Origin of the sequence: Amycolatopsis sp. NPDC059235 (genome assembly GCF_042754125.1) — a bacterium.
Classification (GTDB): domain Bacteria; phylum Actinomycetota; class Actinomycetes; order Mycobacteriales; family Pseudonocardiaceae; genus Amycolatopsis; species Amycolatopsis albidoflava.
The window spans coordinates 1-25,233 of the sequence record NZ_JBHZAG010000034.1; the positions used below are offsets into that span (position 1 = coordinate 1).

Genomic DNA, 25,233 nt, shown 5'->3' on the forward strand with positions numbered 1-25,233 from the left:
CTCGCCGCCCCGCGGGCCCGGGGGGGGGGGGGCGGCGGCCCCCCCCCCACCCCGCGCCCCACCCCCCCGTCGGGGGGGCCCTGTGGGGGGGGGTGGCACCCGCCCTTATCCCCCGCGGTACCCACCACACGAGGCGCTGTCGTCCAGCCCCATCGCGCCGAGCAGCGTGCGGAACTTCGCGATCGTCTCCTGGTACTCGGTGTCCGGGTCCGAGGCGGGCACGATGCCGCCGCCCGCGTAGAGCCGCATCGACTTCTCGGCCACCTCGGCGCACCGGATCGCGACGGCCCACTCGCCGTCGCCCGCCGCGTCGACCCAGCCGACCGCGCCCGCGTAGTAGCCGCGGTCGAACGGCTCCAGGTCCTGCACCAGGTCGCGCGCGGCGACGGTCGGGGTGCCGCAGACCGCCGGCGTCGGATGCATCGCGGCGGCGAGGTCGAGCGCGGTCACCGAGCGGTCGGCCAGCTCGCCGGTGATGGACGTCCGCAGGTGCCAGATCGCGGGCGTGGAGACCAGCTCAGGACCGGCGGGGACGTCGAGCTTGCGGCAGAACGGCCGCAGCGACTCGACGACGTAGTCGATCACCAGGTCGTGCTCTTCCCGGTCCTTCGCGGACGCGAGGAGGGCTTCGCCGTTGGCCCGGTCGGTCTCCGGGTCGGCCGAACGCGGCATCGACCCGGCGTGCGGGGTCGTGAACACGGAGTCGCCCGCCCGGGAAAGCAGCAGCTCGGGCGTGGCGCCGACGAGAGTGCGCCCGCCGGGCAGTTCGGCGGCGTAGGTGAAGTGGCGCGGGTTGCCGCGCGCGAGGTTGCGCACGATCCCCTCGACCGGGATCGGCGCGTCGAATTCCAGCTCCAGCGCGCGGGCCAGCACGGCTTTGCGCAGGTCACGGTCGCGCAGGGCAGCGACAGCCGCCCGCACGTTCTCGCGATGGCCTTCGGCGGACGGAAGCCGCCGGGTGGCCGCGGGAGCGGGCAGGTCCGCCGCGGGCGGAGCGGCCGGGGTCTCGGCATCGGCCTGGGCGCGATGCACCGTCCGGGGCAGCACGAGGTGCCCCGGCGAGGAAGCGCCGGGCCCGGTGTCGAACGGCAGCACCCCGACGGCGAGCGGCACGCCGGAACGCTCCAGCTCAGCGGCTGCCGAGCGGGCGAGGCGGCGAGGGTCGGCGTCGGTGACAGTGCCGAGCGCACCGCGGGCGAGCAGGGCACGCCGGGCGGTCGCGAACAAGAAGTCGCCGCGCTGGTAGCGGACGGTGGTCTCGGCCGGGGTCGCCGGCGCGGTACTGGTCGTCACTCCACCAGCGTCTCAGGATCCGGGAGCGCCGCGGGGAAAGTGTCGCCGGTGCAACACCTTCGCGCACACCTTCCCCGCGGCCGCCGGATCAGCGTTACTTGAGCGCGTCGATCAGCGCTTCGCGCTGCCGTTCGCCCAGGCCAGCGGCCCGGCGGTCGGGGTCGATCCCCGCCTGCTCGAGCAGCGCGGCGACCTTGACCGCGCCCAGGCCGGGCACCGCCTTGAGAAGCTGCGTGACCTTCGTCTTGCCGACGGTCTTGTTCTCCTTGGCCCGCTTGAGCACCGACTCGATGCTCTCCTTGCCGGACTTGATCGAAGCGAGCAGCTCCGAACGCGCCTTACGAGCCTCTGCCGCCTTGGCGAGGGCCTCGGCGCGCTGCTCCGGAGTCAACGTGGGCAGAGCCAACGTAATGTCCTTTCCTCTCAGGTCTCCGCTTTCGCGGCCGACGGTCTCAGCCGATGCTTGCAGCTGCAAGCGCTGGCCAGCCGTCACTTACCACGGCCCCAGTAAACGCCACGTGCCCGCAGTACGCGCAACCGACACGCACTTATCACCCGTCGACGGGCACGGCGGACCTGCGCGAGGGGACCCCTCGCGACCTGTGAAAACGGCCTCGAAGGGCTCATTTCCACCCCCATTACCTCACCCGAACGGGAGTGTATTTCGACGCAGTTAACACAACGCATTTTCTTGTCCCGCAACAGAAAGCGCGACAGAAGTGGATCATGAACGGCCGGGGCCGCCACCCGATGGCGGGAGGGCCCCGACAAGCCGTTACCGAACTTGTTCGTGCCTGATCCGGCGGATGCGCATTAGAGTCGGGCGCACCCCCAGTTCACCGGCGAACCAGCACCACGGGAGTCACCCATGTTGAGCACGATGCAGGACGGACAGCTGTCGCTCGCGAAGCTGCTGCGCCACGGCACGAAGGTGCACGCGAAGAGCGAAGTCGTCACCTGGACCGGTTCAGAAGCCCGCCGGGAGACGTACGCGGAGCTCGGCAAGCACGCCGCCCGGCTGGCGAACGCGCTGCGCGGTCTCGGCGTCACCGGCGACCAGCGGGTCGGCACGTTCATGTGGAACAACGCCGAGCACCTCGCCGCCTACCTGGCAGTGCCCGCCATGGGCGCGGTGCTGCACACGCTGAACATCCGGCTGTTCCCCGAACAGCTGGTTTTCGTCGCGAACCACGCCGAGGACCACGTCGTCATCGTCGACGGCACGCTCGTCCCGCTGCTGGCGAGCAACCTGCCGGGAATGAAGACGGTCAAGCACGTGATCGTGGCCAACGGCGACGCGTCCGCGCTCACCGCGCCCGAGGGCGTCACCGTGCACTCCTACGACGAGCTGCTGGCCGGGCAGTCCGACGAGTTCGACTGGCCGGAGATCGACGAGCGGGCCGCGGCCGCGATGTGTTACACGTCCGGCACCACGGGCGACCCGAAGGGCGTCGTCTACTCGCACCGGTCGATCTGGCTGCACTCGATGCAGGTCTGCATGACCGACAGCATGCGGCTCGCCCAGGAAGACCTGGCGCTGGCGATCGTGCCGATGTTCCACGCGATGTCGTGGGGCCTGCCGTACGCGGCGATGATGGTCGGCGCCTCGCTGCTGATGCCGGACCGGTTCCTGCAGCCGGCTCCGATCGCGGCGCTGCTGGCCGCGGAGAAGCCGACCTTCGCCGCGGCGGTGCCGACGATCTGGCAGGGCCTGCTCGCGCACCTGGACGCGAACCCGCAGGACATCAGCCACGTGCGCGAGGTGGTCGTCGGCGGGTCGGCCGCGCCGCCGTCGCTGATGCACGCCTTCGAGGAGCGCTACGACGTGCCGATCCTGCACGCGTGGGGCATGACCGAGACGTCGCCGCTGGGCAGCGTCGCACGTCCGCCCGCCAGCGCCACCGGCGAGGAGCGCTGGGCCTACCGCTACACCCAGGGCCGGTTCCCGGCGTCCGTGGCGGCCCGGCTGATCGGCGACGACGGCGAGGAACTGCCGTGGGACAACGAGGCGGTCGGCGAGCTGGAGGTCTCCGGTCCGTGGATCGCGGGCGCCTACCACGGCGGGTCCGATATCGACCCGGAGAAGTTCCACGACGGCTGGCTGCGCACAGGCGACGTCGGCAAGATCAGCCCGGACGGCTTCCTGACCCTGACCGACCGCGCGAAGGACGTGATCAAGTCCGGCGGCGAGTGGATCTCGTCGGTGGACCTGGAGAACGCGGTGATGGGCCATCCGGCGGTAGCCGAGGCGGCGGTCGTCGGCATCCCGGACGAGAAGTGGGACGAACGGCCGCTGGTCGCCGTCGTGGTGAAGGAAGGCCAGCAGGCCACCGCCGAAGAACTGCGCGAGTACCTGTCGGACAAGGTCGCGAAGTGGCAACTGCCGGAGAACTGGACGTTCGTGGAGGAGGTGCCCAAGACCAGCGTCGGCAAGTTCGACAAGAAGCGGCTGCGCGCGTCCTACTCCGAGGGAAAGCTCGACATCTCACACCTCTGAGCGGTAAATCTCCGGCGAGTTGTCGGCCTGGGAAGGACTTCGTGCGGGAATCTGTTTCACGCAAGGAGTCCTTCCCAGCACGTCGGAGGAGAACTGGGGATGCAGCAGCGAAGCAGGAGGGCGTTCCTGTCGTTGGCGGGAACGGCGGCGGTGGGAGCGGTCGCGGCGGCGTGCGGGTCGAATACCGGGCGGCCGGGGGATCCGCCGCCGTCCACGGCGATGTCGGCGGGGGCTTCGACCCCGTCGCAGGCCCCGAAGGCCACGCTGCAGCAGTGGTACCACGCCTACGGCGAGGACGGCGTGCAGGAAGCCGTCAAGAACTACGCGGCCAGCTACTCGGGCGCGAAGGTCAACGTCGTGTGGAACCCGGGCGACTACGACTCGAAGATCGTCACCGCGCTGCAGAACAGCCCGGTGCCGGACGTCTTCGAGGCGCAGGTGAAGATCGACTGGGTCCGGCAGAACCAGGTGGTGTCGCTGGACGACATCATCGGGCCGGTCAAGAACGACTTCAGCCCCGCCGTGCTCGCCGCGCAGACCGTGGAGGGCAAGGTCTACGGCATTCCGCAGGCCACCGACACGCAGGTCCTCTTCTACCGCAAGAGCATGCTGCAGGCCGCCGGCGTGCAGCCGCCGCAGACGGTGGACGAGCTGATCGACGCCGCGAGCAAGCTGTCGAAGGACGGCGTGAAGGGCCTGTTCGCGGGCAATGACGGCGGCGTCGGCACGCTCACCGGGCCGCTGCTGTGGTCGGCCGGGCTGGACTATCTGAAGAACAACAACCGCGAGGTCGGCTTCGACGATCCACGCTCGGCCGCCGCGTTCAGCAAGCTGCACACGCTGAACACCAACGGTTCCCTGCTGCTCGGCGCTCCCGCCGACTGGTCGGATCCGGGCGCGTTCGTCGACGGGCTCTGCGCGATGCAGTGGACCGGGCTGTGGAACGTCCCGAAGGTCCGCGACGCGCTCAACGACGACTTCGGCGTCCTGCCGTTCCCGAAGCTGGACGACAGCGGCAAGCCCTCGGTTCCGGTCGGCGCGTACGGCGCGATGGTCAACGCGAAGAGCGCGCACGTCAACGAGGCCAAGGCGTTCGTGAAGTGGCTGTGGATCGACCAGACCGACAGCCAGCTCGAATTCGCCACCCGCTACGGCTTCCACGTGCCCGCCCGGCAGAGCCTGATCGACAAAGCGCAGACGCTGCAAACCGGTCCGGCCGCGGACGTGGTGAAGTTCGTCAAGGAGAACAGCCACCTCATCGGCGGTCCAGTGTGGACACAGACCTCGAACACCGCGCTGTCGGACGCGGTCGCGAAGATCGCCAAGGAGGGCGCGGACCCGGTGGCGCAGACGAAGGCCGCGGTCACCGTCGCGCAGTCCGAGCTGAAACGCCTTTTCGGATGAAGCTGTCCCGGAAAGCCCGGGATACGCTGGCGTTCTGGGGGTTTGTCGGCCCGTTCCTGCTCGGACTGGCGATCTTCGCCTACGTGCCGATCGGGTGGAGCCTGTACCTGTCGTTCTTCGACGCGCGCAACACGGTCACCCCGAGCGTCTTCGTCGGCCTGGACAACTACGCGCACATGCTCTCCGACGGCCCGTTCGTCTCGAGCCTCGGCACGTTCAGCGTGTTCGCGGTGTTCATCGTGCCGCTGACGTTCGTGCTGTCGCTGGCGCTGGCGGTCGGCGTGAACCAGCTGCGGTTCGCGAAGGCGTTCTTCCGTTCGGTGTTCTTCCTGCCGTTCGCGTGTTCGTACGTGGTGGCGTCGCTGATCTGGAAGACGTCGCTGTTCTCCGGCGTCCGCTACGGCCTCGCGAACACCGTGCTCGGCGTCTTCGGCATCGACCCGGTGGCGTGGACCGGCACCGTGCACCCGCCGCTGTACTGGATCGTGCTGGTGACCGCGCGGCTGTGGCTGCAGCTCGGCTTCTACATGATCCTGTTCCTCGCCGCGCTGCAACGGATTCCGCAGCATCTGTACGAGGCGGCCTGGCTCGATGGCGCGAAGCCGGGCTGGCAGGTGTTCCGGCACATCACGCTGCCGCAGCTGCGCGCGACGTCGGTGGCCGTGCTGCTGCTGAACCTGATCAACGCCTATCAGGCGTTCGACGAGTTCTACAACATCATGGGCGATTCCCGGGGCTATCCGCCGTTCGCGCGGCCGCCGCTGGTGTACCTCTACTACACCTCCCTCGGCTCCGGCGGCCAGGATCTGGGCCGCGGCAGCGCGGGCGCGATCATCCTGGCGCTGCTCATCGCTGTGGTCACCCTTCTGCAGGGCAAGCTTTTCCGGTTCGATCGGAGCGCGTCATGATCCGCGCGGTGCTTCGCTGGACGGCGCTCGGCGTGTCCGCGATCCTGTTCCTGCTGCCGTTCTATCTGTTGCTGCGCAACGGTCTCGCGTCGCGCGCGGAGCTCACCGCGCCGGGCTGGACGCTGTGGCCGAAGCAGATCCACTGGGAGAATTTCACCAAGCTGTTCGACCAGCAGGACGTGCCGTTCGCGCGCAGCATCCTGAACTCGGTCGTCGTCGCGGTCCTGCAAACCGTCGGCCTGCTGGCGGTGTGCTCGCTCGCCGGCTACGGGCTGGCGCGGGTGCCGTACCGCTACTCGAAGCCGGTGTTCTACGCGGTGCTGGCGACGCTGATGATCCCGACGTCGGTGACGTTCGTGCCGAGTTTCGTAGTGGTGTCGACGCTCGGCTGGCTCTCGGATTACCGCGGGCTGGTGATCCCGGGCCTGTTCAGCGCGTTCAGCGTTTTTCTGTTCCGGCAGTACTTCCTCGACTTCCCGAAGGAACTGGAAGACGCCGGCCGCGTCGACGGCCTGTCCCGCTGGGGCGTCTTCCGCAAGATCGTGGTGCCGAACTCGCGCGGCTTCTTCGCCGCGATCGCGGTGATCACCGTGATCGGCAGCTGGAACGCCTTCCTGTGGCCGCTGATCATCGCGCAGTCGCCGGACTCGTGGACGGTGCAGGTCGCGCTCTCCGGGCTGCTGACCGCGCAGAACCCGCAGCTGAACCTGCTGTTCCTGGCCGCGGTGCTGTCGATCGTGCCGATCGTGCTGCTCTTCGCGTTTCTCCAGCGGTATCTGGTACGCGGGGTCACCGAATCCGGGTTGAAAGGCTGAAAACCGTCACATCGACCGGCGACCGCGCGTAACGTTTCGCCGTTAGCCGCCGACGACTCACCGTCGCCACAGTCGTAGCAGGAGTGCACCCATGACGGACCCTTATCAGCAGCAGCCCTACCCCGGCCAGGACCCGGCTCAGGGTCATCCGTCCGGGCCCGTCCCGGCTCCCGGGTATCCGTCCGGACCGACGCCCGCGCCGGGGTACGGCCAGCCGCCGGTGCCTTATGGCGCGCCGATGTACGGGTCGCCGTATGCCGCTCCGTATCCGGGCGTTGTCCCGCTCAAGACCAGCGGGCTCGCGGTGGCCGGGATGGTCGTCGGGATCGTGGCGTTGATCTTCTTCTGGGTGCCGTTCTTCGACGTGGTCGCGGCTATCACGGCGATCGGCCTCTCCTGGGCGGGCATGGTGCAGGCGGGGAAGCCCGGGTGGACCGGGCAGGGCATGGGCATCGCCGGGCTGGTGTGCGGGATCCTGGCCGCGATCCCGGCGGTGATTTTCTTGATCTGGTTCTTCGTGTCGTTGTCCGCGGTGGGGGCTACCTGCGCGTTCTACTGCTGAGGTCCTTCCCGGTCCTGGCATTCGAGTTCGGCCAGGTGCGCCAACGCTGGAAGCGCCGCCGCGAGCGCCTCGACCTCGTCGGCGGCGAGTTCGCCGATCAGCCGCGCGAACGCGTCGATGCCCGCCTGGTGCCGCTCCCGCACGTACGACGCGCCGGCCTCGGTCAGCCGCACCAGCGTGACCCGCTTGTCGGCCGGGTCGCCTTTCCGCTCGACCAGACCGGATTCCTCCATCGCCCGGACCAAGGCGGTCATCGCGGGCTGGGTGACGCCCTCGATCGCGGCCAGCTCGGTGATGCGTCGCGGGCCGGACCGGTGCAGGGTGGCCAGGGTGGCGGCGGAGGTCATGCTGATCCCGCGCGGAAGGCGTCTCGCGGCCCTGGTGGCCAGCCCGTAGAGGACCGACCCGATCGCCGCGGAAGCGCCCTGAGTGTCGTCGTCTTGACGGCTCATCCGTGAAGCATAGAGTATTTATATAAATGTTCTATGCATCCGGAGGTTTCCATGGCCAAGGGTTACTGGGCCAGCATCTACCGCGTCATTTCCGACCCCGAGAAGCTGGCCGCCTACAACAAGCTGGCCGGTCCGGCCGTTCAAGCCGGAGGCGGGCGGCTCCTGTCCCGTGACGGCCGGGTCGCCACCCGCGAGTCCGGAATCGCGGAACGCGCCGTTCTGATCGAGTTCGACAGCTTCGAACAGGCCGTCGCGGCCTACGAGAGCGAGGCTTACCAGGAGGCGCTGGCAGTCCTCGCCGACGGCGTCGAGCGCGACTTCCGCATCGTCGAAGGCATCGACTGACCGACCCGCCGGTCGCGGTTTTCGCGAACCCCGGGGACGTCCGGCACCGCGACCACCCCCTCCGTTCGGCGGTAGCCCCCCTCTCGCCCGTGTGACAAAGTCACCCGCGTTGTCACGGCAAATGTGAGAGACCTTCGCATTCTGCTTCGGTCTCGTTCACCGGCCGGTCATGGACATCCGGGAGCGTGCTGCAGCACGGGCGAGAGGCGGGGAGCGGGAACATGGCGGAACTGACCAGGCGGGCGTTCACCACCGCGGGCGTGGCCGGGGTGGGGTTGCTGCTTTGCACTCCGACGGCCAACGCACTGGACCGGGCGTTGCGGCGGACCAGTCAGCGGGCCGTCCGGACTGGCGGTACGACGCTGGAACAGGCCGCTTCCGGGGCGCCGACGGGGTACTCGCGGCTGTCCGCCGGGCCTGGCTGGCCGGTCGCGGTTCGGGCGGATCTTGTCGAGGCCAAGGCCGGGCGTGACGATCGGCGTACCGCGCTCGGGGCGTTCGTGCAGTTCACCGACTTGCACATCACCGACACCGAATCACCTGCCCGGTTCGAGTATCTGCATCCGTTCATCGGGTCCGCGCATCGGCCGCAGGAAACCCTGGGCACGGTGGCGACCAGCGCGCTCGTCAAGCGGGTCAACAGCTTGCGCGCGGGGCCGTTCACCGGGCGGCAGTTCGACTTCGTCATGACCACCGGCGACAACACCGACAACCACGAGCTGCTCGAGCTCGACTGGTTCCTCACGACGCTCAACGGCGGCGCGATCACGCCCAATTCCGGCGACCCGAACCGCTACGAGGGTGTTCAGGCGTCGGGCAACCCGGAGTTCTGGAACCCGGGCACGCGGCTCGCCGACGACTACACCAAGAAGGGCTTTCCGCAGATCCCCGGGCTGCTCGAGGCGGGGATCGCGCCGTTCACCGCGCCGGGGTTGAACCTGCCGTGGTACTGCACGTTCGGCAATCACGACGACAGCGTCGTCGGCACGCTGCCGGAGGGCATTCCGGGCATCGAGGCCTGGTACACCGGCAAATACAAGGTCATCGGCAAGGACGAGAGCAGCGCGCGCAAGCTCGGCACCGCCATCCAGCAGGGCCAGAGCGTGCCGCTCGGCGAGCTGTTCGGCGGCGGCACCGTTCGCGAGGTCACGCCGGATCCGCGGCGGCGGCCGTTCAGCACTTCGGAGTTCGTCAAGGCGCATCTGGCCGCGAAGAACACCGGACCGGGGCCGGTCGGGCATGGCTTCACCGACGCCAACTCCGACGGGCGCAACGTCTACTACACGTTCCGGATCGCGCCCGGCGTCACTGGCATCAGCCTCGACACCACTACTCAGGGCGGGTTCGCCGACGGGTCGATCGGGCTCGCGCAGTTCAACTGGGTCGAGTCGACGCTCAAGCGGAACAGCTCGACGTACTACGACTTCTTCGGCCGCAAGGTCACGCACTCCGTTACCGACGAGCTGTTCGTCCTCTTCAGCCACCACACCAGCGGCACCATGGGCAATCTCCTGCCTGACGCGCGCCATCTGCTGGACCCACGGCTCAACGGCGACACGTTCGTCGCCATGCTGCAGCGCTTCCCGAACGTCGTGGCCTGGGTCAACGGGCACACGCACCTCAACAAGATCACCCCGCACGTCGGCAAAACCCCGGCGCAGAGCTTCTGGGAGATCAACACCGCCAGCCACATCGACTTCCCGCAGCACGCCCGCGTGATCGAGCTGGCCGACAACCACGACGGCACGCTTTCGGTGTTCACCACGCTCATCGAGGCCGACGCCCCGTACGCCGTGGACTACTCCGCCCGCACGCCCGACGCGCTCGCCTCGATGTACCGCGAGTTCTCCTACAACGACATCCACGCGAACCTCAGCCACGTCGGCGAGGCGGGCGACCGCAACACCGAGCTGCTGCTCACTAACCCGCTTAGCTGATTACCCGCGAGGTAATCGACGCCATGCATCCGGCTGCGGTTGACTGCTCGGCATGACCGACGTCGAAGGCACGCAGCTGTTCCACAAGACGATGCCGTTCAGCGAACGGCTCGGCATCGAGGTGCTGGAGCACGGCCCGGACCTGGTCCGCAGCCGGATCGCGTGGGACGAATCGCTGTGCACGCTCGGCGGCGTGCTGCACGGCGGCGCGCTGATGGCGCTGGCCGATTCGACCGGAGCCGTCTGCGCGTTCCTCAATCTTCCCGAGGGCGCGCAGGGCACGACGACGCTGGAGTCGAAGACGAACTTCCTGCGCGGCGTCCGTTCGGGGTACGCCACCGCGTCGTCCAGACCACTGCACGCCGGGCGCCGAGTCGTGGTCGTCGAGACCGAAATCCGCACCGACGACGGCAAGCTCGCCGCGAAAATCACCCAGACGCAAGCAGTGTTGTAGCGACGGCTCTTTACTTACCCGCTCCGGAAGGCGAAAATCTTTGGCTACCACTGGGGTCTGGGGACGGAGCCGGAATGCGGGTTCGCGGATTGTGCACGTTACTGTCCATCGTCATGCTCACGGCTGGTGCGACACAGGCCGCTGCTGAACCGCGGCACGCGCGGAACGACGAGGCCATCGACTACCACGAATGGTCGTCCGGCTCGTTCTTCGCGGGCCGGCTCGACGGCCTCGGCTTCGGCTACGGCGGCCTGCGGATCACGCATCCGGCGGGCAGCGTCGCGCACACCGAACCGGGGCTCGGCACCACGCGCACCTACGACTACGGCACCTGGACGTCGCCGAAGTACCGGCAGGGCTTCGACGCGACACAGCTGATCGCGTCGTGGAACGCGCGCACCCCGGCGAAGACGTGGCTGGAGGTGCAGGCGCGCGGCCGGACTTCGGCTGGAGCCGAAACCACTTGGTACACCATGGGCCGCTGGGCCAGCGGGGACGCCGACATCCACCGCACCAGCGTCGACGGGCAGAGCGACGCCAACGCCTCGGTCGACGTCGACACGCTCGCCACGAAGGCGGGCGTCACGCTGCGCTCGTACCAGCTGCGCGTGACGCTCTACCGCGAGCAGGGTTCGCCGACCACGCCGACGCTGTCCTCGCTCGGCGCGATGACCTCGAACGTGCCGGACCGGTTCGACGTCCAGACCACGAAACCCGGCCGGGCGCGCGGGATCGAGCTGAAGGTGCCGCCGTTCGCCCAGAACATCCACAAAGGACAGTTCCCGCAGTACGGCGGTGGCGGCGAGGCCTGGTGCAGCCCGACCTCGACCGAGATGGTCGCCGAGTACTGGGGCCGCAAGCCGTCCGCGCAGCAGATGGACTGGATCCCGGCGGACTACCAGGACCGGTCGGTCGTCTACGCCGCGCGCAACACCTTCGACTACGCCTACGACGGCACCGGCAACTGGCCGTTCAACACCGCGTACGCCGCTTCGCTCGGGTTGCGCGGGCACATCACGCGGCTGCACGACCTCAACGAACTCGAGGGCTACATCGCGCGCGGCATCCCGGTGATCACCTCGCAGTCGTTCCTGTCCAGCGAACTCGACGGCGCGGGCTATGGCACGGCCGGGCACCTGATGGTCGTCGTCGGTTTCACCCAGGCGGGCGATGTGATCGCGAACGATCCGGCGTCCAGCTCCGACGGCCGCGTGCGCACGGTGTACAAGCGCGACCAGTTCGAGAAGATCTGGCAGCGCACGAAGCGGCACACCGAGAGCGGCGCGGTGGCCGGCGGGCCGGGCGGGGTCGTTTACCTGATCACGCCGTAAACGCGCTGGTCCCCCTTGCCGTTTCGGGGCTACATTCCCGTCCGTGAGCGAACCCTCGGACACTTTGACCGACCCGCGCGAGCTGCTGCTCGCCTACCTCGACTACTACCGGGCGACGCTGCTGCGCAAGCTCGACGGCCTGTCCGACGACGAGCTGCGCACCAGCAGGCTCCCGTCGGGCTGGACCCCGCTCGAGCTGCTCAAGCACCTCGCGTTCGTGGAACGGCGGTGGCTGCGCTGGGGATTCCTTGGCGAGGACGTGGATCCGGTCTCGGGCGACGAGGACCCCGAGACCAGAAAGTGGACGGTCGGCGCGGACGAATCGGCGGAGTCGGTTCGGGCGCTCTTCCTGGAAGAGTGCGAGTCCTCTCGTGCGATCGTGTCCGGCGCGCGGCTTGAGGACATCGCCCGCGGCACCGGCCGCTTCACGCCTCCGGCGCAGCCGCCCGCGTTGAGCTGGATTCTGTTTCATGTGCTGCAGGAGTACGCGCGGCATGTGGGGCAGCTGGATGTGGTGCGCGAGCTGGCGGACGGAGCGACCGGCGAGTAGCGACCGATCCGGGCTATGGCGACATGCGCATGATCCGTGATTAGCTGCCCCTGAAACGCCGTCGAAGGGTTGTGCATATGCCGTACGAGGTCCAGGGAGTCGTGTCACGGGCCAAGGGTGAGCCGGTCACGCTCGAGACGGTGGTGGTTCCGGACCCGGGACCGGGCGAGGCCGTCGTGTCGGTGCAGGCGTGCGGGGTGTGCCATACCGACCTGCACTATCGCGAGGGCGGGATCAACGACGAGTTCCCGTTTCTCCTCGGGCACGAGGCCGCGGGACGGGTGGACAAGGTCGGCGCGGGCGTCACCGATCTCGCGCCCGGCGACTACGTGATCCTCAACTGGCGCGCGGTCTGCGGCACCTGCCGGGCATGCAAGCGCGGCAAGCCCTGGTACTGCTTCTCGACTTTCAACGCCGAGCAGCCGATGACGCTCACCGACGGCACGAAGCTGTCGCCCGCGCTGGGCGTCGGAGCCTTCCTCGAGAAAACGCTGGTCCACAGTGGACAGTGCACCAAGGTCGACGAGCGCGCTGAACCCGCCGTCGCCGGGTTGCTGGGCTGCGGCGTGATGGCCGGACTGGGCGCGGCGATCAACACCGGCGCGGTCGGGCGCGGCGATTCGGTCGCGGTGATCGGCTGCGGCGGCGTCGGCGACGCGGCCATCGCAGGCGCGCGGCTGGCCGGAGCGACCACCATCGTCGCGATCGACACCGACGACCGGAAACTGCAGTGGGCCAAGGACTTCGGGGCCACGCACACGGTCAACAGCCGCGGCCTGAGCGAGGAGGACGTGGTCGCCGCGATGCAGGACGCGACCAACTCGTTCGGCCCGGACGTCGTGATCGACGCGGTCGGCCGTCCGGAGACCTGGCGCCAAGCCTTCTACGGACGCGACCTCGCCGGCACCGTCGTGCTGGTCGGGGTGCCCACGCCGGACATGAAGCTGAACGACCTGCCGCTGATCGACTTCTTCTCGCGCGGCGGCTCGCTGAAATCGTCGTGGTACGGCGATTGCCTGCCGTCGCGGGACTTCCCGATGCTCGTCGACCTGTACCTGCAGGGCCGGTTGCCGCTGGACAAGTTCGTCACGGAGCGGATCGGCGTCGACGGCGTGGAGCAGGCTTTCGAGCGAATGCACCACGGCGACGTGCTGCGCAGCGTGGTGGAGTTCTGATCCTTTTCGCCGACGCGGATTATCCGGCCGACCCGTACCCGGGCACGCGGCCGGACTGCTCGTACGTGCACCTCGACGGCGCTGGCCACGCACTGGACACCGCGCCGCCGGGGTGGCGTTCGCGCACGCCGGTGCTCGCGTACGGGTCGAACGCGTGCCCGTCGAAGATCACCTGGCTGCGCACCCAGCTCGGCCTGACCGGGCCGGTCGTCGCGGCTCGCGTCCAGTGCACCGGGCTCGCCGCGGTGTGGGCCGCCGGGCTGCGCGAACGCGACGGCCAGCGCCCGGCAACGCTCACCGCGCTGCGGGGCGTGGCGGAGGACCACTTCGTCTGGTTCGCGACGCCGGAACAGCTGGCCGTACTGGATGTCTGCGAGGGTCGCGGGAACCGGTACGACCTGGCGACGCTGGACAACGCCGACATCCGGCTGGACGGCGTGCTGCTTTCTGGCGTACACGCTTATGTCGGGGCCGCGCCGGTCCGGTTTCCGTTGCTGGTCAACGGTTTCCCGGTCCGCGTCGCGGACGTGGCCCAGGCGGACGCGGCGTCGCTCATCGGCGAACCAGCGGCAGGGCACGGCCTCGCCTGCACCGTCCTGCCGCCGGAGCAGACCTTCAGCTGACCCGCGGGTCCGGAATCGCGCGCACGGTCAGGAAGCCCAGCGGCTCCTGCGCCAGCCGGGCGTGGCGTTCGGGATCGACCAACGCTGCTTCGGCAGCAGGGCGTCCCTCGCGCAGCTGCTCGATCAGGAACCCGGCCTCGCGCAGTTCCTCGCACGTGCGTTCCAGCGGGGCCAGCCAGTACCGCACCTTCCAGCCGCGGCTCCAGACCTCCTCGATCACCCGGACGTCGAAGTAGTTGCCGCCGTGCCGGAGCCAATCACCGGTCGGATGCTGCCGCGACAGCACCAGCGCACCGCCCGGCCGCAGCACCCGGCGGAACTCGCGCAGCGCGCCGACCCGGTCGTCCACGTACTCCAGCGCGAGGGCGAACAGCACCTGATCCACCGACGCGTCCGGCAGCCAGGTCAGCGGTTCGGCCAGGTCCTGCACGTGGAACTCGCCCGCCGGCACCCGCTCGCGGCTCAGTTCGACCATGCGCGGGCTGAGGTCGAACCCGGTCACCCGTGCGCCGCGCGCGGTCAGTTCTTCGGCGTAGAGGCCGGGACCGCACGCGGCGTCGAGGACATGCTGCCCGGCGACGTCGCCCAGTAATTCCAGGCAGGCCGGGCGGTCGTAGTGCGCGTTGTAGAACCCGTTTTGCGCGTGGTCGAGGAATTCGTCGGCGAACACTTCGTATTGCGGAAAGGAACCCACTGCATCGCTCACCCGCGCCAGTCTGCCCGCGCGGGCGCGTTCAGCCGAGCAGTTTTCCGGGGTTCAGGATCCCGGTCGGGTCCACTGCGGACTTGGCCGCGCGCAGCACGTCCAGCCCGATCCGGCCGATCTCCGCCTCCAGGTACGGCGCGTGGTCGACGCCGACCGCGTGGTGGTGGCTGATCGTCCCGATGCCGGTGATCGCCTCGCACGCCGCCGCTTTCGCCCGCTGCCACTGTCCAACCGGATCAGTGTCATCCCGCGAGGTCAACACCGTGAAGTACAGCGACGCACCGGTTTCGTAGGCGTGCGAAACGTGGCACATCACGATCGCGCGGCCCAGCGAGGCCACCAAAGCCGCGCGCACCGCATCGTGCAGTTCGTCCAAATTGGACCAATAAGCCGCGGTCTCCAGGGTTTCCACGCAGACGCCGAGATCCAGCAACGCGTCGCGCTGCCGCGGTCCGTTGAACCGGCCGTGCCGCCATGATTCGCCGAGCACCTTGCCGATCCGCAAGGCACCGGAACACTTCAGCATCGCCGATGTTCGCCGACGGCGCCGAGCAACGTCGCCTTCCCAGCCGACGATCAGCAGGCATGGGTTCTTGATCCCGCGCGCTTTGAGATAGGTCTTCAACGCGGTGGTCTTCAGCCCGGCGTTGAGCGAGAACGACACATTCGTCTCGTCCACATCGGACAGTCGGGTGACGTCCGCCAGCGCGTGGTCCTGCGCGAGCTTCCGGACCGCCGCGGCTCCGGCCTCCCAGCCGTCGACGATCCAGCCCTCGTAATGCCGCTGCTCCGGCAACGGCCGGACCCGCAGCGCGACCTCGGTGATCACGCCGAGCGTGCCCTCGCTGCCGACCGCGAGCTGCCGCAGATCCGGACCCGCCGCGGACGCCGGTGCGACACCGAGCCGCCACTCGCCCTTGGGTGTGGCCAGCCGGACCCCGGCGACCATGTCCTCGAACCGGCCGTAACCGGACGACGCCTGCCCGGCCGAACGCGTGGCCGCGAACCCGCCGATGGTGGCGCGCTCGAACGACTGCGGCACGTGACCGAGCGTGTACCCGTGCGCCGCGAGCAGCCGTTCCGCCTCCGGACCGCGCACGCCGGCCTGCAGCACCGCGATCCGCGACATCGGGTCCACCGACACCAGCTCGTCGAGCCGCACCAGGTCCAGCACGACCACCGCGGTCTTGTCGCCGCGCAGCGCCGCGACCCCGCCGACCACCGACGTACCGCCGCCGAACGGGACGACGCCGATGTCGTGCCGCACGCAGAGGTCCAGCACGGCCTGCACCTCGTCCGGGTCCGCGGGCAGCAGCACCGCGTCCGGCACCGGCACCTCGTCGCCGGCCCGGGTGTGCAGGAGATCCAGATAGGACAGACCACCGGCACGGCCGAGCCGCTCCCGCGGATCGAGGAGCACGTGGTCCGCGCCGAGAAGTTCCTCGAATTCGGTACGGACGGGCACAGTCAGCGCGGACTCGGAGACCGGGCTGACCGCACCGGTTTTTCCGCCTCGATCAGGGCCGACCTGGCCGATACGCTGGCCGAGCCACCGGACCGCGCGGTCGGGCAGACCGGCCGCGGCCGAGCCCTCCTCGGTCCACGAACGCCGGATGCGGTGGTTGATGAGATCGCTCACGACTACAGTGTGACACATGGACGTCAAACGTCACTCCCGCCCGGGAGCGGCCCCCTCCGCACTCGCGGACGCTCGCAGCCGCCCGACCTCGGCTCGCGTCGCCGACGACGAGCTCCTCGACGCCGCGCGCCAGTGCGTGCTCGCGGTCGGCGTCCGGCGCACGACGCTCGCCGAGATCGCCCGAACCGCGCAGGTCAGCCGCATGACGGTGTACCGGCGGTTCCCCGATGTGCGCAGTGTCCTCGCCGCGCTGATGACGCGCGAGTTCAGCGGCCTGCTGCAGCGGGTGAGCGAGTCCGGCGACCACGCGGCGCACGCGCGCGACCGCATCGTGCACCTGGCTGCGGCCAGCGTCGGCGCGCTGTCGGCCGATCCGCTGTTCCGGACGCTGCTGGATGTCGATGCCGAGCTGGTGCTGCCGTACATCGTGGAGCGGCTCGGTGCGACGCAGCACTTCGCCGAGCATGTGCTCCGAAGCCTCCTCGAAGAGGGACACCGAGACGGATCGGTGCGCACCGCCGAGGTGGCCGCGCAGGCGCGATCCGTGCTGCTGGTCGTGCAGTCGTTCGCGTTCTCGCTGCGCCCGGCCACCGCCGACGTGGACGAGGACGCGCTGCTCGCCGAATTCCGGCACCTGGTCGAAGCGGGGTTGAAACCATGAGCACCGGATCCCTCAACGCGCGCCGCCGCGAACGCGAACTGTCCCGCTTGGTCGACGGCGAACAGGTCGACGTGCTCGTGGTCGGCGGCGGCGTCACCGGCGCCGGCATCGCACTCGACGCGGCCGCACGGGGTCTTTCCGTCGCGTTGGTGGAGGCGCACGATCTCGCGTTCGGCACGTCGCGCTGGTCGAGCAAGCTGGTGCACGGCGGGTTGCGGTACCTCGCCAAGGGCGAACTCGGGCTCGCGCACGAGAGCGCCGTGGAGCGCGGGATTCTCCTGACCCGCACCGCGCCGCACCTCACGCGCGCGATGCCGCAGCTTTTTCCGCTCTATCCCGGGACTTCCGCCGCGCAACAGGCTTTGATCGCGGCCGGGCTCCGGGCTGGCGACGGGTTGCGCCGGGCTGCGCGGACGCCGTCGTCGGTGCTTCCTGGGCCGCGCCGGATTCCCGCCGCCGAGGCGCTGGCCCTGTCCCCCGGTCTGGCTCCCGCTGGGCTGCGCGGCGCCCTCTTGGCGTACGACGGAGCTTTGGTGGACGATGCGCGCCTGGTGGTCAGCATCGCCCGCACCGCAGCCTTGCTCGGGGCCCGGATCCTCACGCGCTTGTCCGCGGTTTCCTTGTCCGGCAACGAAGCCCAGGTCAGCGACGGGACCTCCGCGTACACCCTTCGCGCGCGCCAGGTCATCAACGCGACCGGCGTGTGGGCGGACACCCTGACCGACTCTGTCCAGCTCCGCCCGTCGCGCGGGTCCCATCTGGTGCTCGCGCCGGACTCAGTGCGAGTCGGAGCCACGTCGGTCAACATTCCGGTTCCCGGCGAGACCAATCGGTTCGTGTTCCTGCTGCCGCAGCTCGACGGTCGAGTCTACTTAGGACTCACCGACGAGCCGGTATCCGGCGACGTACCTGATGTCCCATCCGTGCCCGAGTCCGATGTGGACTTCCTGCTATCGACAGCTTCTTCCGTCCTGGATCGCCCGTTGACCGCCGCGGACGTGATCGGTTCGTACGCCGGGTTGCGTCCGCTCGTCTCCGGTTCCGCTGGACGGAGCGCCGATCTGTCCCGAAAGCACGCAGTGATCACCGGTTCCGACGGCGTGCTCACTGTGGTCGGCGGGAAGCTGACGACGTATCGACGCATGGCCGAGGACGCCGTCGATGTCGCCTTGACGCACGCTGGATTGCCCGCCGGCCCTTCGCGAACCGCAAAACTGCCACTGCTCGGCGCCGCACCACGACCCCGACTGTCTCTTGTGGACGCTCCAGCCCGGTTGGTGGCCAAATACGGCACCGAAGCACCGCGCGTGGCGGCGCTCGGCGAACTGGAACCGGAATTCGCGACCCCGCTGTGCGCGTCGACGGAAATCACCGCCGCCGAGGCGGTGTGGGCCGTCCGGCACGAGGGCGCGACGACTGTCGAGGACGTCCTCGAACGCCGCACCCGGCTGGCCTTGGTGCCCGCCGACGCAGAAGCCGCCCGGGATCGGGTAGCCGAACTGGTGGAGAAAACGCTGGCCGGACTGTCCTGAAAACCCCGGGTAAATCCCGGCAAGGCAGCTTGACGCTTCGTTGGGTTTTTGCAACAGTTCGGTCCATGAGCCCGGTGCGGCGTGGCAAGGAGCTGCCGATCCACAACCGGCTGCCGGTGCTGCGCGCGGAGCGCGGGATGAGCCGCGCGGAGCTCGCCGAGGCGGTCGAGGTCAATCCGCAGACCATCGGGGCGCTGGAGCGCGGGGATCATTACCCGAGCCTCGATCTGGCGTTGCGTATTTGCGCGGTGTTCGGCCTGCCGGTGGAGGCCGTGTTCAGCCGTGCGCCGCTGGAGGGGGACGCGTGACGCTGGAGATCGACCGGGTCAGCAAACGGTTCGGCACGAAAACCGCGCTCGACGGCGTGAGTTTCACCGCTGCGCCGGGCGAACTGTTCGGGTTCGTCGGCAGCAACGGGGCAGGCAAGACGACCACGATGCGGATCGCGCTCGGCGTGCTGTCCGCGGACTCCGGCGAGGTGCGCTTCGCCGGGCAGCCGATCACGCACGACACCCGCGCGCAGATCGGGTACATGCCGGAGGAACGCGGGCTGTACCCGAAAATGAAGGTCATCGACCAGCTCGTCTACCTCGCCGAACTGCACGGTCTCAGCACCAACGACGCACACCGCGCCGCCGAATTGTGGATCGCGCGGCTCGGACTCGGACCGAGGCGCAAGGACGACATCCAGAAGCTCAGCCTCGGCAACCAGCAACGCGTGCAACTCGCCGCCGCGCTCGTGCACGATCCGGCATTGCTGGTGCTCGACGAACCGTTCTCCGGCCTCGACCCACTCGCGGTAGACGTGCTGAGCGGCGTACTGCGCGAGAAGGCGGCGACGGGCGTGCCGGTGGTGTTTTCCAGCCACCAGCTCGACCTCGTGGAGCGGCTGTGCGACCGGGTCGGCATCATCCGCGACGGACGGATGGTCGCGGTCGGCACCGTGGACGAGCTGACTCGCGACGCCGGACGCCGATTGGTCGTCACCGCACCGAGCGCGAATCCCGGTTGGGCGGCAACGGTTCCCGGCGCGCGCGTCCTCGAAGACCGCGGCCCCACGACGGTGCTGGAACTGTCACCGAGCGCCGACGACCAGGCCGTGCTCGCCGCCGCGCTCGCCACCGGACCGGTGACGGAATTCAGCCATCGCCGCCGGACGCTCGCCGACCTGTTCCGCGATTCGGTCGCCACGCCGGGAGCACCTCGATGAGCCGGATCCGCTCCACCCGCGCCGTGCGGCTGGTAGCCAAACGGGAGATCAACGCCCGGCTGCGCACCCGGTCCTTTGTGGTCAGTACCGCAGTGATGCTGGTGCTGCTGCTGGGTTACGTCGCCCTGCAGGCGTTCCTCGCCGGGGATCGGGAGACGACTCGCGTCGCCCTGGCCGGGCAAGCGCAGGGCATCGCCACGCAGCTGGAGAACAACGACCGGCATCTCAAGATCGTCCTGGTACAGTCCGAATCGGACGGATTGACCCAGGTCCGCGACGGCGAGGTCGACGCGCTCGTATCCGGCAGCGCTTCCCGGCAGCGAGTCATCGTTAAGTCCACTTTAGACACACACCTGCGCACCGTACTGGACAACATCGCCCAGCAACAGGTCTTAGACGCTCAGCTGTACTCGGCGAACCTCGACCCCGCCGCCGTGCACCAGGCAGTATCCGCCACCCACGCAGACGTGCAGGCTCTCGAACCGGCGGATCCGCAAGCCGGGACGAAGCTGGCGACCGGGATCGTGGTCGCGATTCTGTTGTATCTCAGCATCATGACCTACGGGATGTTCGTCGCGCAGGGCGTGGTCGAGGAGAAGTCCAGCCGCGTGGTGGAGATCCTGCTCGCGACCGTCCGGCCGGCGCATTTGCTGCTGGGCAAGGTCATCGGGCTCGGCCTGGTCGGATTGGCGCAGCTCGCGATCCTCACCGCGGCGGGTTTGCTCGCCGGTGGTGTATCCGGCGTGTTCTCGATCTCCAGCGTCGCGTTGGGGACACTGAGCTGGGGTCTCGTCTGGTATCTGCTGGGTTTCCTGCTCTACGCCATGCTGTACGGCGCGGCCGGCGCGCTGGTGTCGCGGCAGGAGGACACGCAAGCGGTGGTCGGGCCGGTGAATATCGCGCTGGTGATCGGGTTTGTGGCGGGGATCAATCTGCTGACGCAAGCACCGCAGGGGACGGCGACGCGGGTTGTTTCGCTGATCCCGTTGCTGTCGCCGATCCTGATGCCCGCGCGGATCGCGCTCGGGACGGTCGAGCCGTGGGAAATTGTGCTGTCTCTGCTGCTGACCGTCGCGCTGATCGCGGTGGTCACTTGGGCGGGGGCACGGGTGTACCGGAACGGCGTGCTGCGAGTCGGCAGCCGGGTGCGGCTGGTGGACGCGTTGCGCCGTTAAGGCACTCGGCCCGGTACGGGATCCGCGTGGCGGTCGGCGAGGTAGCTCTGGTTGACCTCGATCAGCCCACCCTAAGACTTCGTAATCGCCCCATACCGCTGCAACGCGACCTGCCGTTCCTCCGCGTGGTCGACGATCGGCTCCGGATACCCCTCCGGACGCTCCTTCAGCACATGCACCGCTTTCCCTTCCACCCCACGCAATTCCGGCACATACCGGCGCACGTAATCGCCCTGCGGGTCGAATTTCTGCCCCTGCGTGGTCGGGTTGAAGATCCGGAAATACGGCGCGGCGTCCGTCCCGGAACCGGCGACCCATTGCCAGTTCAGCTGATTCGACGCCAGGTCCCCGTCCACCAGATGCCGCATGAAGTGCCGCGCGCCCCACCACCACGGCAGATGCAGGTCCTTCACCAGGAAACTCGCCACGATCATCCGGACCCGGTTGTGCATCCAGCCCTCGGCGAGCAGCTGCCGCATCCCGGCGTCGACGATCGGGTAGCCGGTCCGGCCCTCGCGCCACTGCGCGAACATCTCCTGCGCGGTTTTCCCGGTGTCGTAACGCATTCCGTCAAAGCGCCGGTCATAGTTCTGCCGCGCGGTCTCCGGCCGGTTCCACAGGACGTCGGCATGAAACTCGCGCCAGCACAGCTCGGAGCGCAACGCCTGCGCTCCCTCGGACCGCTTGGCGGCCAGATCGGCCAGCATCGTCCGCGGATGGATCGCACCCCAGCGCAGATAGGGAGAAAGCCTTGTGGTGCCAGCATGATCCGGTCGATCGCGTTCGGAAGCATAATCGGCGAGGCCGTCGGAGAGGAAGTCATGCCACACCGACAAAGCGGCCTCCTCCCCCGCTGGCGGCAGTTCGCAGTCCACCTCGGGAGTTTCCGGCAAAGCCGACGAAGAAGAAGGCTTAATCCAGTCCACAATAGACACATCGGTATCCGCCGGGCGAGGCCAGCCGTGCTGCGCCCAAGCGCGGTGGAACGGGGTGAAGACCCGATACGGGGTGCCGTCCGGCTTCGTAACCCGCCCTGGCGTGACGGCGTACGAAGAACCCGTCTCGACCCACTGAATTCGATGCTCTGCCAACGCAGCAGCCACAGCTTCGTCGCGCTCGCGCCCATATGGTGCGGTATCCGCAGAGACATGCACCGCTGCCGCACGAATCTCCCGTGCGGCGGCGGCCACCTCGCGCGCCGGATCGCCGTACCGGATCATCAACCGGCCGGACAACGCTTTGTCCAGCTCCCGCAAGGAATTCAGGAGAAACGCGACTCGCGGCGAACCGGCGGGCTTGAGCAGCCGGTCGTCCAGCACGTACAGCGCCAGAATGCGTTTGCTGTGCTTGGCCGCTTCAAAGAGCGCGGCATGGTCTCGCAACCGCAGATCCCGGCGGAACCACAGCACGACCGGCGCTTCCATCGTCATGCCGCACAACGATAAACGCCCCGCCGTGCGAAAGCACGGCGGGGCGTTTCACCAAGCAGAGACTCAGCGCTCCGACATCGGGATGTAGTCCCGCGACTCGTGGCCGGTGTAGATCTGGCGCGGGCGGCCGATCTTCGTCTGCGGGTCGTTGATCATCTCGCGCCAGTGCGCGATCCAGCCGGGGAGCCGGCCGAGCGCGAACAGCACGGTGAAGTACTTCGTCGGGAACCCAAGCGCGCGGTAGATCAAACCGGTGTAGAAGTCCACGTTCGGGTACAGCTTGCGCTCGACGAAGTAGTCGTCGGAAAGCGCGGTTTCCTCGAGCTTCTTGGCGATCTCCAGCAGCTGGTCGCCGCCCTTGAGCTTGCCGAGAATCTCGTCCGCGGTGTTCTTGATGATCTTCGCGCGCGGGTCGTAGTTCTTGTAGACCCGGTGCCCGAAGCCCATGAGCTTGACACCTTTTTCCTTGTTCTTCACGCGGTTGACGAACGTCGCGACATCGCCGCCGTCGTCGCGGATGCCCTCGAGCATCTCCAGCACCGCCGCGTTCGCGCCGCCGTGCAGCGGGCCGAACAGCGCGTTGATGCCCGCCGAGATGCTGGCGAACAGGTTCGCCTCGGACGAGCCGACGAGCCGCACCGTGGAGGTCGAGCAGTTCTGCTCGTGGTCGGCGTGCAGGATGAACAGCAGGTCGAGCGCCTTCGCGACGTCCGGGTCGACCTCGTACGGCTCGGCCGGGAAGCCGAACGTCATCCGCAGGAAGTTCTCGACCAGGCCCAGCGAGTTGTCCGGGTACAGCAGCGGCTGGCCGACGGACTTCTTGTACGCGTACGCCGCGAGCGTCGGCACCTTCGCCAGCAGGCGGATGGTGGACAGCTCGACGTTGGGCTCGTCGAACGGGTTAAGCGAGTCCTGGTAGAAGGTCGACAGCGCGGAAACGGCGCTGGACAGCACCGGCATCGGGTGCGCGTCGCGCGGGAAGCCGGAGAAGAACGCCTTGAGGTCCTCGTGCAGCAGGGTGTGCCGCTGGATCTTCTCGGTGAAGTCGGCCAGCTGGGCCTCGGTCGGCAGCTCGCCGTAGATGAGCAGGTAGGACACCTCGATGAAGGTGGACTTCCCCGCCAGCTGCTCGATCGGGTAGCCGCGGTAGCGCAGGATGCCCGCATCACCGTCGATGTAGGTGATGGCCGACGACGCGGCGCCGGTGTTGACGAACCCGGGGTCGTAGGTGATGTACCCCGTCTGCGCCAGCAGCTTTCCCAGTTCGATTCCCGGAGCGCCCTCGACCGGCTTGACGACCTTGAACTCGTGCTCGCCGTTCGGCAGGCGCAGCGTCGCGGTTTCGCCGCCGGACTGCCCCGCATTCGTCGCGTCGGACATGCAGGTCCCTCTCACGTTGGGCACGGGACGGCGGCGTCTGCGGGTTCCGCAGTAGCCACGTGTTCACGCGAGGAAACACGCGCCTCGCTGCACACCGACCCGCTGGGTATGAATTCACCACTACGCTAGTCGAAGGGTGGGTCAGTCCGCACTCGCTGCGTTGCCCCAAAAGGCCCCATTGGGACCAGGTTCACACGGTGGCCGCCATCTCCGCCGCGGTCGGCGGCTCCGCGCCGCTGCGGGAAACCGTGATCGAGGCCGCTTTCGCCGCATAAGCAAGCGCTTCGGTCCACGCGCCGGCGTCGAGTGCGGCCAGGTCGCGCACGGTGCGCTCGTGCAACCAGGCCAGCAACGCGCCTTGCACGGTGTCGCCGGCGCCGATGGTGTCCGCCACGGTGACTTCGCGAGACGCGACGTGGGCCAGCTCACCAGCCGAAGTGATCACAGACAAGCCGTCCGCGCCTCGGGTGAGCACGACGGCGTCCACACCGGACTCCACCCACGTTTTCGCCGCGGCCACCGGGTCGGCTCCTTCGGCGAGCCACGCGGCGTCGTCGTCGGAGATTTTCAGCAGCCGCACGTCGGGCAGCCAGGACGCGAAGCGCGCGCGATAAGCCGCCGGATCGGCGATGAGCGCCTCCCGGATGTTCGGGTCGAGCACGGTCAGCGTGCCACGCGCGGATTCGCGGCGCAGAATTTGTTCGTACGCGCTCGCTCCGGGTTCCAGCACCATGCCGAGCGTTCCGAGCGACAGCGCGGTCGTTTCTTCCGGCAGCGCACCAGGATCGGAGACCAGCCGATCGGCGGTTCCCTCGACGTAGAACGTGTATCGCGCGGCGCCGCGTTCGTCGAGCGCGACGACGGCGAGCGTCGTCGGCTCGTTGCCGCGCTGCAGCAACGAAGTGTCGACGTGCGAAGCGGAAAGGCGATCCACCAACGCGACGCCGAACCGGTCAGTGGAAACCCGCGACAGGAACGACGCGGGCACGCCGAGCCGGGCCGCGGCGAGCGCGACGTTGTACGGGCCGCCGCCGAGCCTCGGCAGCAGCGCGCGCAGCCCACCGTCCACAGTGGAATCCAACGGTTCGCCAGGAACGAGGTCGACCAGCGCCTCTCCACCCACCACGATCACAAGCGGCGAGTGTAGAGGAACC

Annotated in this window: 25 protein-coding genes; 17 read left to right on the forward strand and 8 right to left on the reverse strand. The window is 68.7% G+C overall.

The features are described 5' to 3' along the window. Positions 1 to 105 precede the first annotated feature (105 nt). Positions 106 to 1,293, reverse strand: a complete 1,188-nt coding sequence (locus ACFXI3_RS22390) for an isochorismate synthase MenF (RefSeq protein ID WP_378401831.1) — start codon at positions 1,291 to 1,293, stop codon at positions 106 to 108. A 94-nt stretch (positions 1,294 to 1,387) separates the two neighbouring features. Beyond that, positions 1,388 to 1,699 (reverse strand): integration host factor, actinobacterial type, encoded by a 312-nt coding sequence (gene mihF, locus ACFXI3_RS22395; protein WP_020664542.1) that lies wholly within the window; start codon positions 1,697 to 1,699, stop codon positions 1,388 to 1,390. A 462-nt stretch (positions 1,700 to 2,161) separates the two neighbouring features. On the opposite strand from mihF, the gene ACFXI3_RS22400 reads away from it, so the two are divergent. From ACFXI3_RS22400 to ACFXI3_RS22420, 5 genes are all read left to right on the forward strand, one after another. Continuing rightward, positions 2,162 to 3,790, forward strand: coding sequence for a long-chain fatty acid--CoA ligase (locus tag ACFXI3_RS22400; protein WP_370933871.1), 1,629 nt, complete (start codon positions 2,162 to 2,164; stop codon positions 3,788 to 3,790). A gap of 99 nt (positions 3,791 to 3,889) precedes the next feature. After that, positions 3,890 to 5,194: an ABC transporter substrate-binding protein gene (locus ACFXI3_RS22405; protein WP_378401833.1), complete on the forward strand. Its 1,305-nt coding sequence runs from the start codon at positions 3,890 to 3,892 to the stop codon at positions 5,192 to 5,194. Then, the gene (locus ACFXI3_RS22410; RefSeq protein ID WP_378401835.1) at positions 5,191 to 6,102 is read left to right on the forward strand and encodes a carbohydrate ABC transporter permease; all 912 of its coding nucleotides are present in this window, start codon (positions 5,191 to 5,193) and stop codon (positions 6,100 to 6,102) included. The genes ACFXI3_RS22405 and ACFXI3_RS22410 overlap by 4 nt, the downstream gene beginning before the upstream one ends. Beyond that, positions 6,099 to 6,917, forward strand: a complete 819-nt coding sequence (locus ACFXI3_RS22415; RefSeq protein WP_378401837.1) for a carbohydrate ABC transporter permease — start codon at positions 6,099 to 6,101, stop codon at positions 6,915 to 6,917. The genes ACFXI3_RS22410 and ACFXI3_RS22415 overlap by 4 nt, the downstream gene beginning before the upstream one ends. 91 nt (positions 6,918 to 7,008) lie before the next feature. Then, the gene (locus ACFXI3_RS22420; RefSeq protein WP_344281143.1) at positions 7,009 to 7,479 is read left to right on the forward strand and encodes a DUF4190 domain-containing protein; all 471 of its coding nucleotides are present in this window, start codon (positions 7,009 to 7,011) and stop codon (positions 7,477 to 7,479) included. Here the strand turns inward: ACFXI3_RS22420 and ACFXI3_RS22425 are convergent. Further along, positions 7,470 to 7,931 carry a MarR family winged helix-turn-helix transcriptional regulator gene (locus ACFXI3_RS22425; protein ID WP_378401839.1) on the reverse strand — a complete coding sequence of 154 codons (462 nt, stop codon included), beginning with the start codon at positions 7,929 to 7,931 and terminating at the stop codon, positions 7,470 to 7,472. The genes ACFXI3_RS22420 and ACFXI3_RS22425 overlap by 10 nt on opposite strands. Positions 7,932 to 7,982: 51 nt before the next feature. Here ACFXI3_RS22425 and ACFXI3_RS22430 point away from each other — a divergent pair, with 51 nt between their 5' ends. The 7 genes from ACFXI3_RS22430 to ACFXI3_RS22460 all read left to right on the forward strand — a co-directional run bounded on the left by ACFXI3_RS22430 (position 7,983) and on the right by ACFXI3_RS22460 (position 14,346). Further along, complete coding sequence (locus ACFXI3_RS22430) at positions 7,983 to 8,276, forward strand: DUF1330 domain-containing protein (RefSeq protein WP_344281149.1); 294 nt, start codon at positions 7,983 to 7,985, stop codon at positions 8,274 to 8,276. A 221-nt stretch (positions 8,277 to 8,497) separates the two neighbouring features. Next, positions 8,498 to 10,213, forward strand: a complete 1,716-nt coding sequence (locus tag ACFXI3_RS22435; RefSeq protein WP_378401841.1) for a TIGR03767 family metallophosphoesterase — start codon at positions 8,498 to 8,500, stop codon at positions 10,211 to 10,213. A 52-nt stretch (positions 10,214 to 10,265) separates the two neighbouring features. Continuing rightward, a complete protein-coding gene (locus ACFXI3_RS22440) occupies positions 10,266 to 10,667 on the forward strand; it encodes a PaaI family thioesterase (protein ID WP_344281155.1) in 402 nt (133 codons plus the stop codon). 74 nt (positions 10,668 to 10,741) lie between these two features. Continuing rightward, a complete protein-coding gene (locus ACFXI3_RS22445) occupies positions 10,742 to 11,998 on the forward strand; it encodes a peptidase C39 family protein (RefSeq protein ID WP_378401843.1) in 1,257 nt (418 codons plus the stop codon). A 43-nt stretch (positions 11,999 to 12,041) separates the two neighbouring features. Next, a complete protein-coding gene (locus ACFXI3_RS22450; RefSeq protein ID WP_378401845.1) occupies positions 12,042 to 12,548 on the forward strand; it encodes a DinB family protein in 507 nt (168 codons plus the stop codon). Between the two features lie 77 nt (positions 12,549 to 12,625). Next, on the forward strand, positions 12,626 to 13,723 hold the full coding sequence (locus ACFXI3_RS22455) for an S-(hydroxymethyl)mycothiol dehydrogenase (RefSeq protein ID WP_344281163.1): 1,098 nt from the start codon (positions 12,626 to 12,628) through the stop codon (positions 13,721 to 13,723). Positions 13,724 to 13,788: 65 nt separating this feature from the next. Then, the gene (locus ACFXI3_RS22460) at positions 13,789 to 14,346 is read left to right on the forward strand and encodes a gamma-glutamylcyclotransferase (RefSeq protein ID WP_378401847.1); all 558 of its coding nucleotides are present in this window, start codon (positions 13,789 to 13,791) and stop codon (positions 14,344 to 14,346) included. Here ACFXI3_RS22460 and ACFXI3_RS22465 read toward each other — a convergent pair. Together ACFXI3_RS22465 and ACFXI3_RS22470 are read right to left on the reverse strand one after the other, a co-directional pair. Beyond that, positions 14,339 to 15,052, reverse strand: a complete 714-nt coding sequence (locus tag ACFXI3_RS22465; protein WP_378401849.1) for a methyltransferase domain-containing protein — start codon at positions 15,050 to 15,052, stop codon at positions 14,339 to 14,341. The two genes, ACFXI3_RS22460 and ACFXI3_RS22465, sit on opposite strands and share 8 nt — an antisense overlap. Before the next feature lie 28 nt (positions 15,053 to 15,080). After that, complete coding sequence (locus ACFXI3_RS22470; protein WP_378401851.1) at positions 15,081 to 16,691, reverse strand: FAD-binding oxidoreductase; 1,611 nt, start codon at positions 16,689 to 16,691, stop codon at positions 15,081 to 15,083. A gap of 16 nt (positions 16,692 to 16,707) precedes the next feature. Here ACFXI3_RS22470 and ACFXI3_RS22475 point away from each other — a divergent pair, with 16 nt between their 5' ends. The 5 genes from ACFXI3_RS22475 to ACFXI3_RS22495 all read left to right on the forward strand — a co-directional run bounded on the left by ACFXI3_RS22475 (position 16,708) and on the right by ACFXI3_RS22495 (position 21,269). Next, positions 16,708 to 17,352, forward strand: coding sequence for a TetR/AcrR family transcriptional regulator (locus tag ACFXI3_RS22475; RefSeq protein ID WP_344281173.1), 645 nt, complete (start codon positions 16,708 to 16,710; stop codon positions 17,350 to 17,352). Beyond that, a complete protein-coding gene (locus ACFXI3_RS22480; RefSeq protein WP_378401853.1) occupies positions 17,349 to 18,884 on the forward strand; it encodes a glycerol-3-phosphate dehydrogenase/oxidase in 1,536 nt (511 codons plus the stop codon). The genes ACFXI3_RS22475 and ACFXI3_RS22480 overlap by 4 nt, the downstream gene beginning before the upstream one ends. A gap of 65 nt (positions 18,885 to 18,949) precedes the next feature. After that, entirely contained in the window at positions 18,950 to 19,192 is a 243-nt protein-coding gene (locus ACFXI3_RS22485) for a helix-turn-helix transcriptional regulator (RefSeq protein WP_344281179.1), read from the forward strand. A 2-nt stretch (positions 19,193 to 19,194) separates the two neighbouring features. Further along, positions 19,195 to 20,094, forward strand: a complete 900-nt coding sequence (locus ACFXI3_RS22490) for an ABC transporter ATP-binding protein (RefSeq protein WP_378401936.1) — start codon at positions 19,195 to 19,197, stop codon at positions 20,092 to 20,094. Next, the gene (locus ACFXI3_RS22495; RefSeq protein WP_378401855.1) at positions 20,091 to 21,269 is read left to right on the forward strand and encodes an ABC transporter permease; all 1,179 of its coding nucleotides are present in this window, start codon (positions 20,091 to 20,093) and stop codon (positions 21,267 to 21,269) included. The genes ACFXI3_RS22490 and ACFXI3_RS22495 overlap by 4 nt, the downstream gene beginning before the upstream one ends. Before the next feature lie 71 nt (positions 21,270 to 21,340). On the opposite strand, the gene ACFXI3_RS22500 is transcribed toward ACFXI3_RS22495, so the two are convergent. The 3 genes from ACFXI3_RS22500 to ACFXI3_RS22510 form a co-directional block, all read right to left on the reverse strand. Continuing rightward, positions 21,341 to 22,699, reverse strand: coding sequence for a cryptochrome/photolyase family protein (locus ACFXI3_RS22500; RefSeq protein ID WP_378401857.1), 1,359 nt, complete (start codon positions 22,697 to 22,699; stop codon positions 21,341 to 21,343). Between the two features lie 63 nt (positions 22,700 to 22,762). Then, complete coding sequence (locus ACFXI3_RS22505) at positions 22,763 to 24,079, reverse strand: citrate synthase (protein ID WP_344281187.1); 1,317 nt, start codon at positions 24,077 to 24,079, stop codon at positions 22,763 to 22,765. A gap of 190 nt (positions 24,080 to 24,269) precedes the next feature. Then, entirely contained in the window at positions 24,270 to 25,211 is a 942-nt protein-coding gene (locus ACFXI3_RS22510; RefSeq protein ID WP_344281190.1) for a carbohydrate kinase, read from the reverse strand. Positions 25,212 to 25,233: the final 22 nt, after the last annotated feature.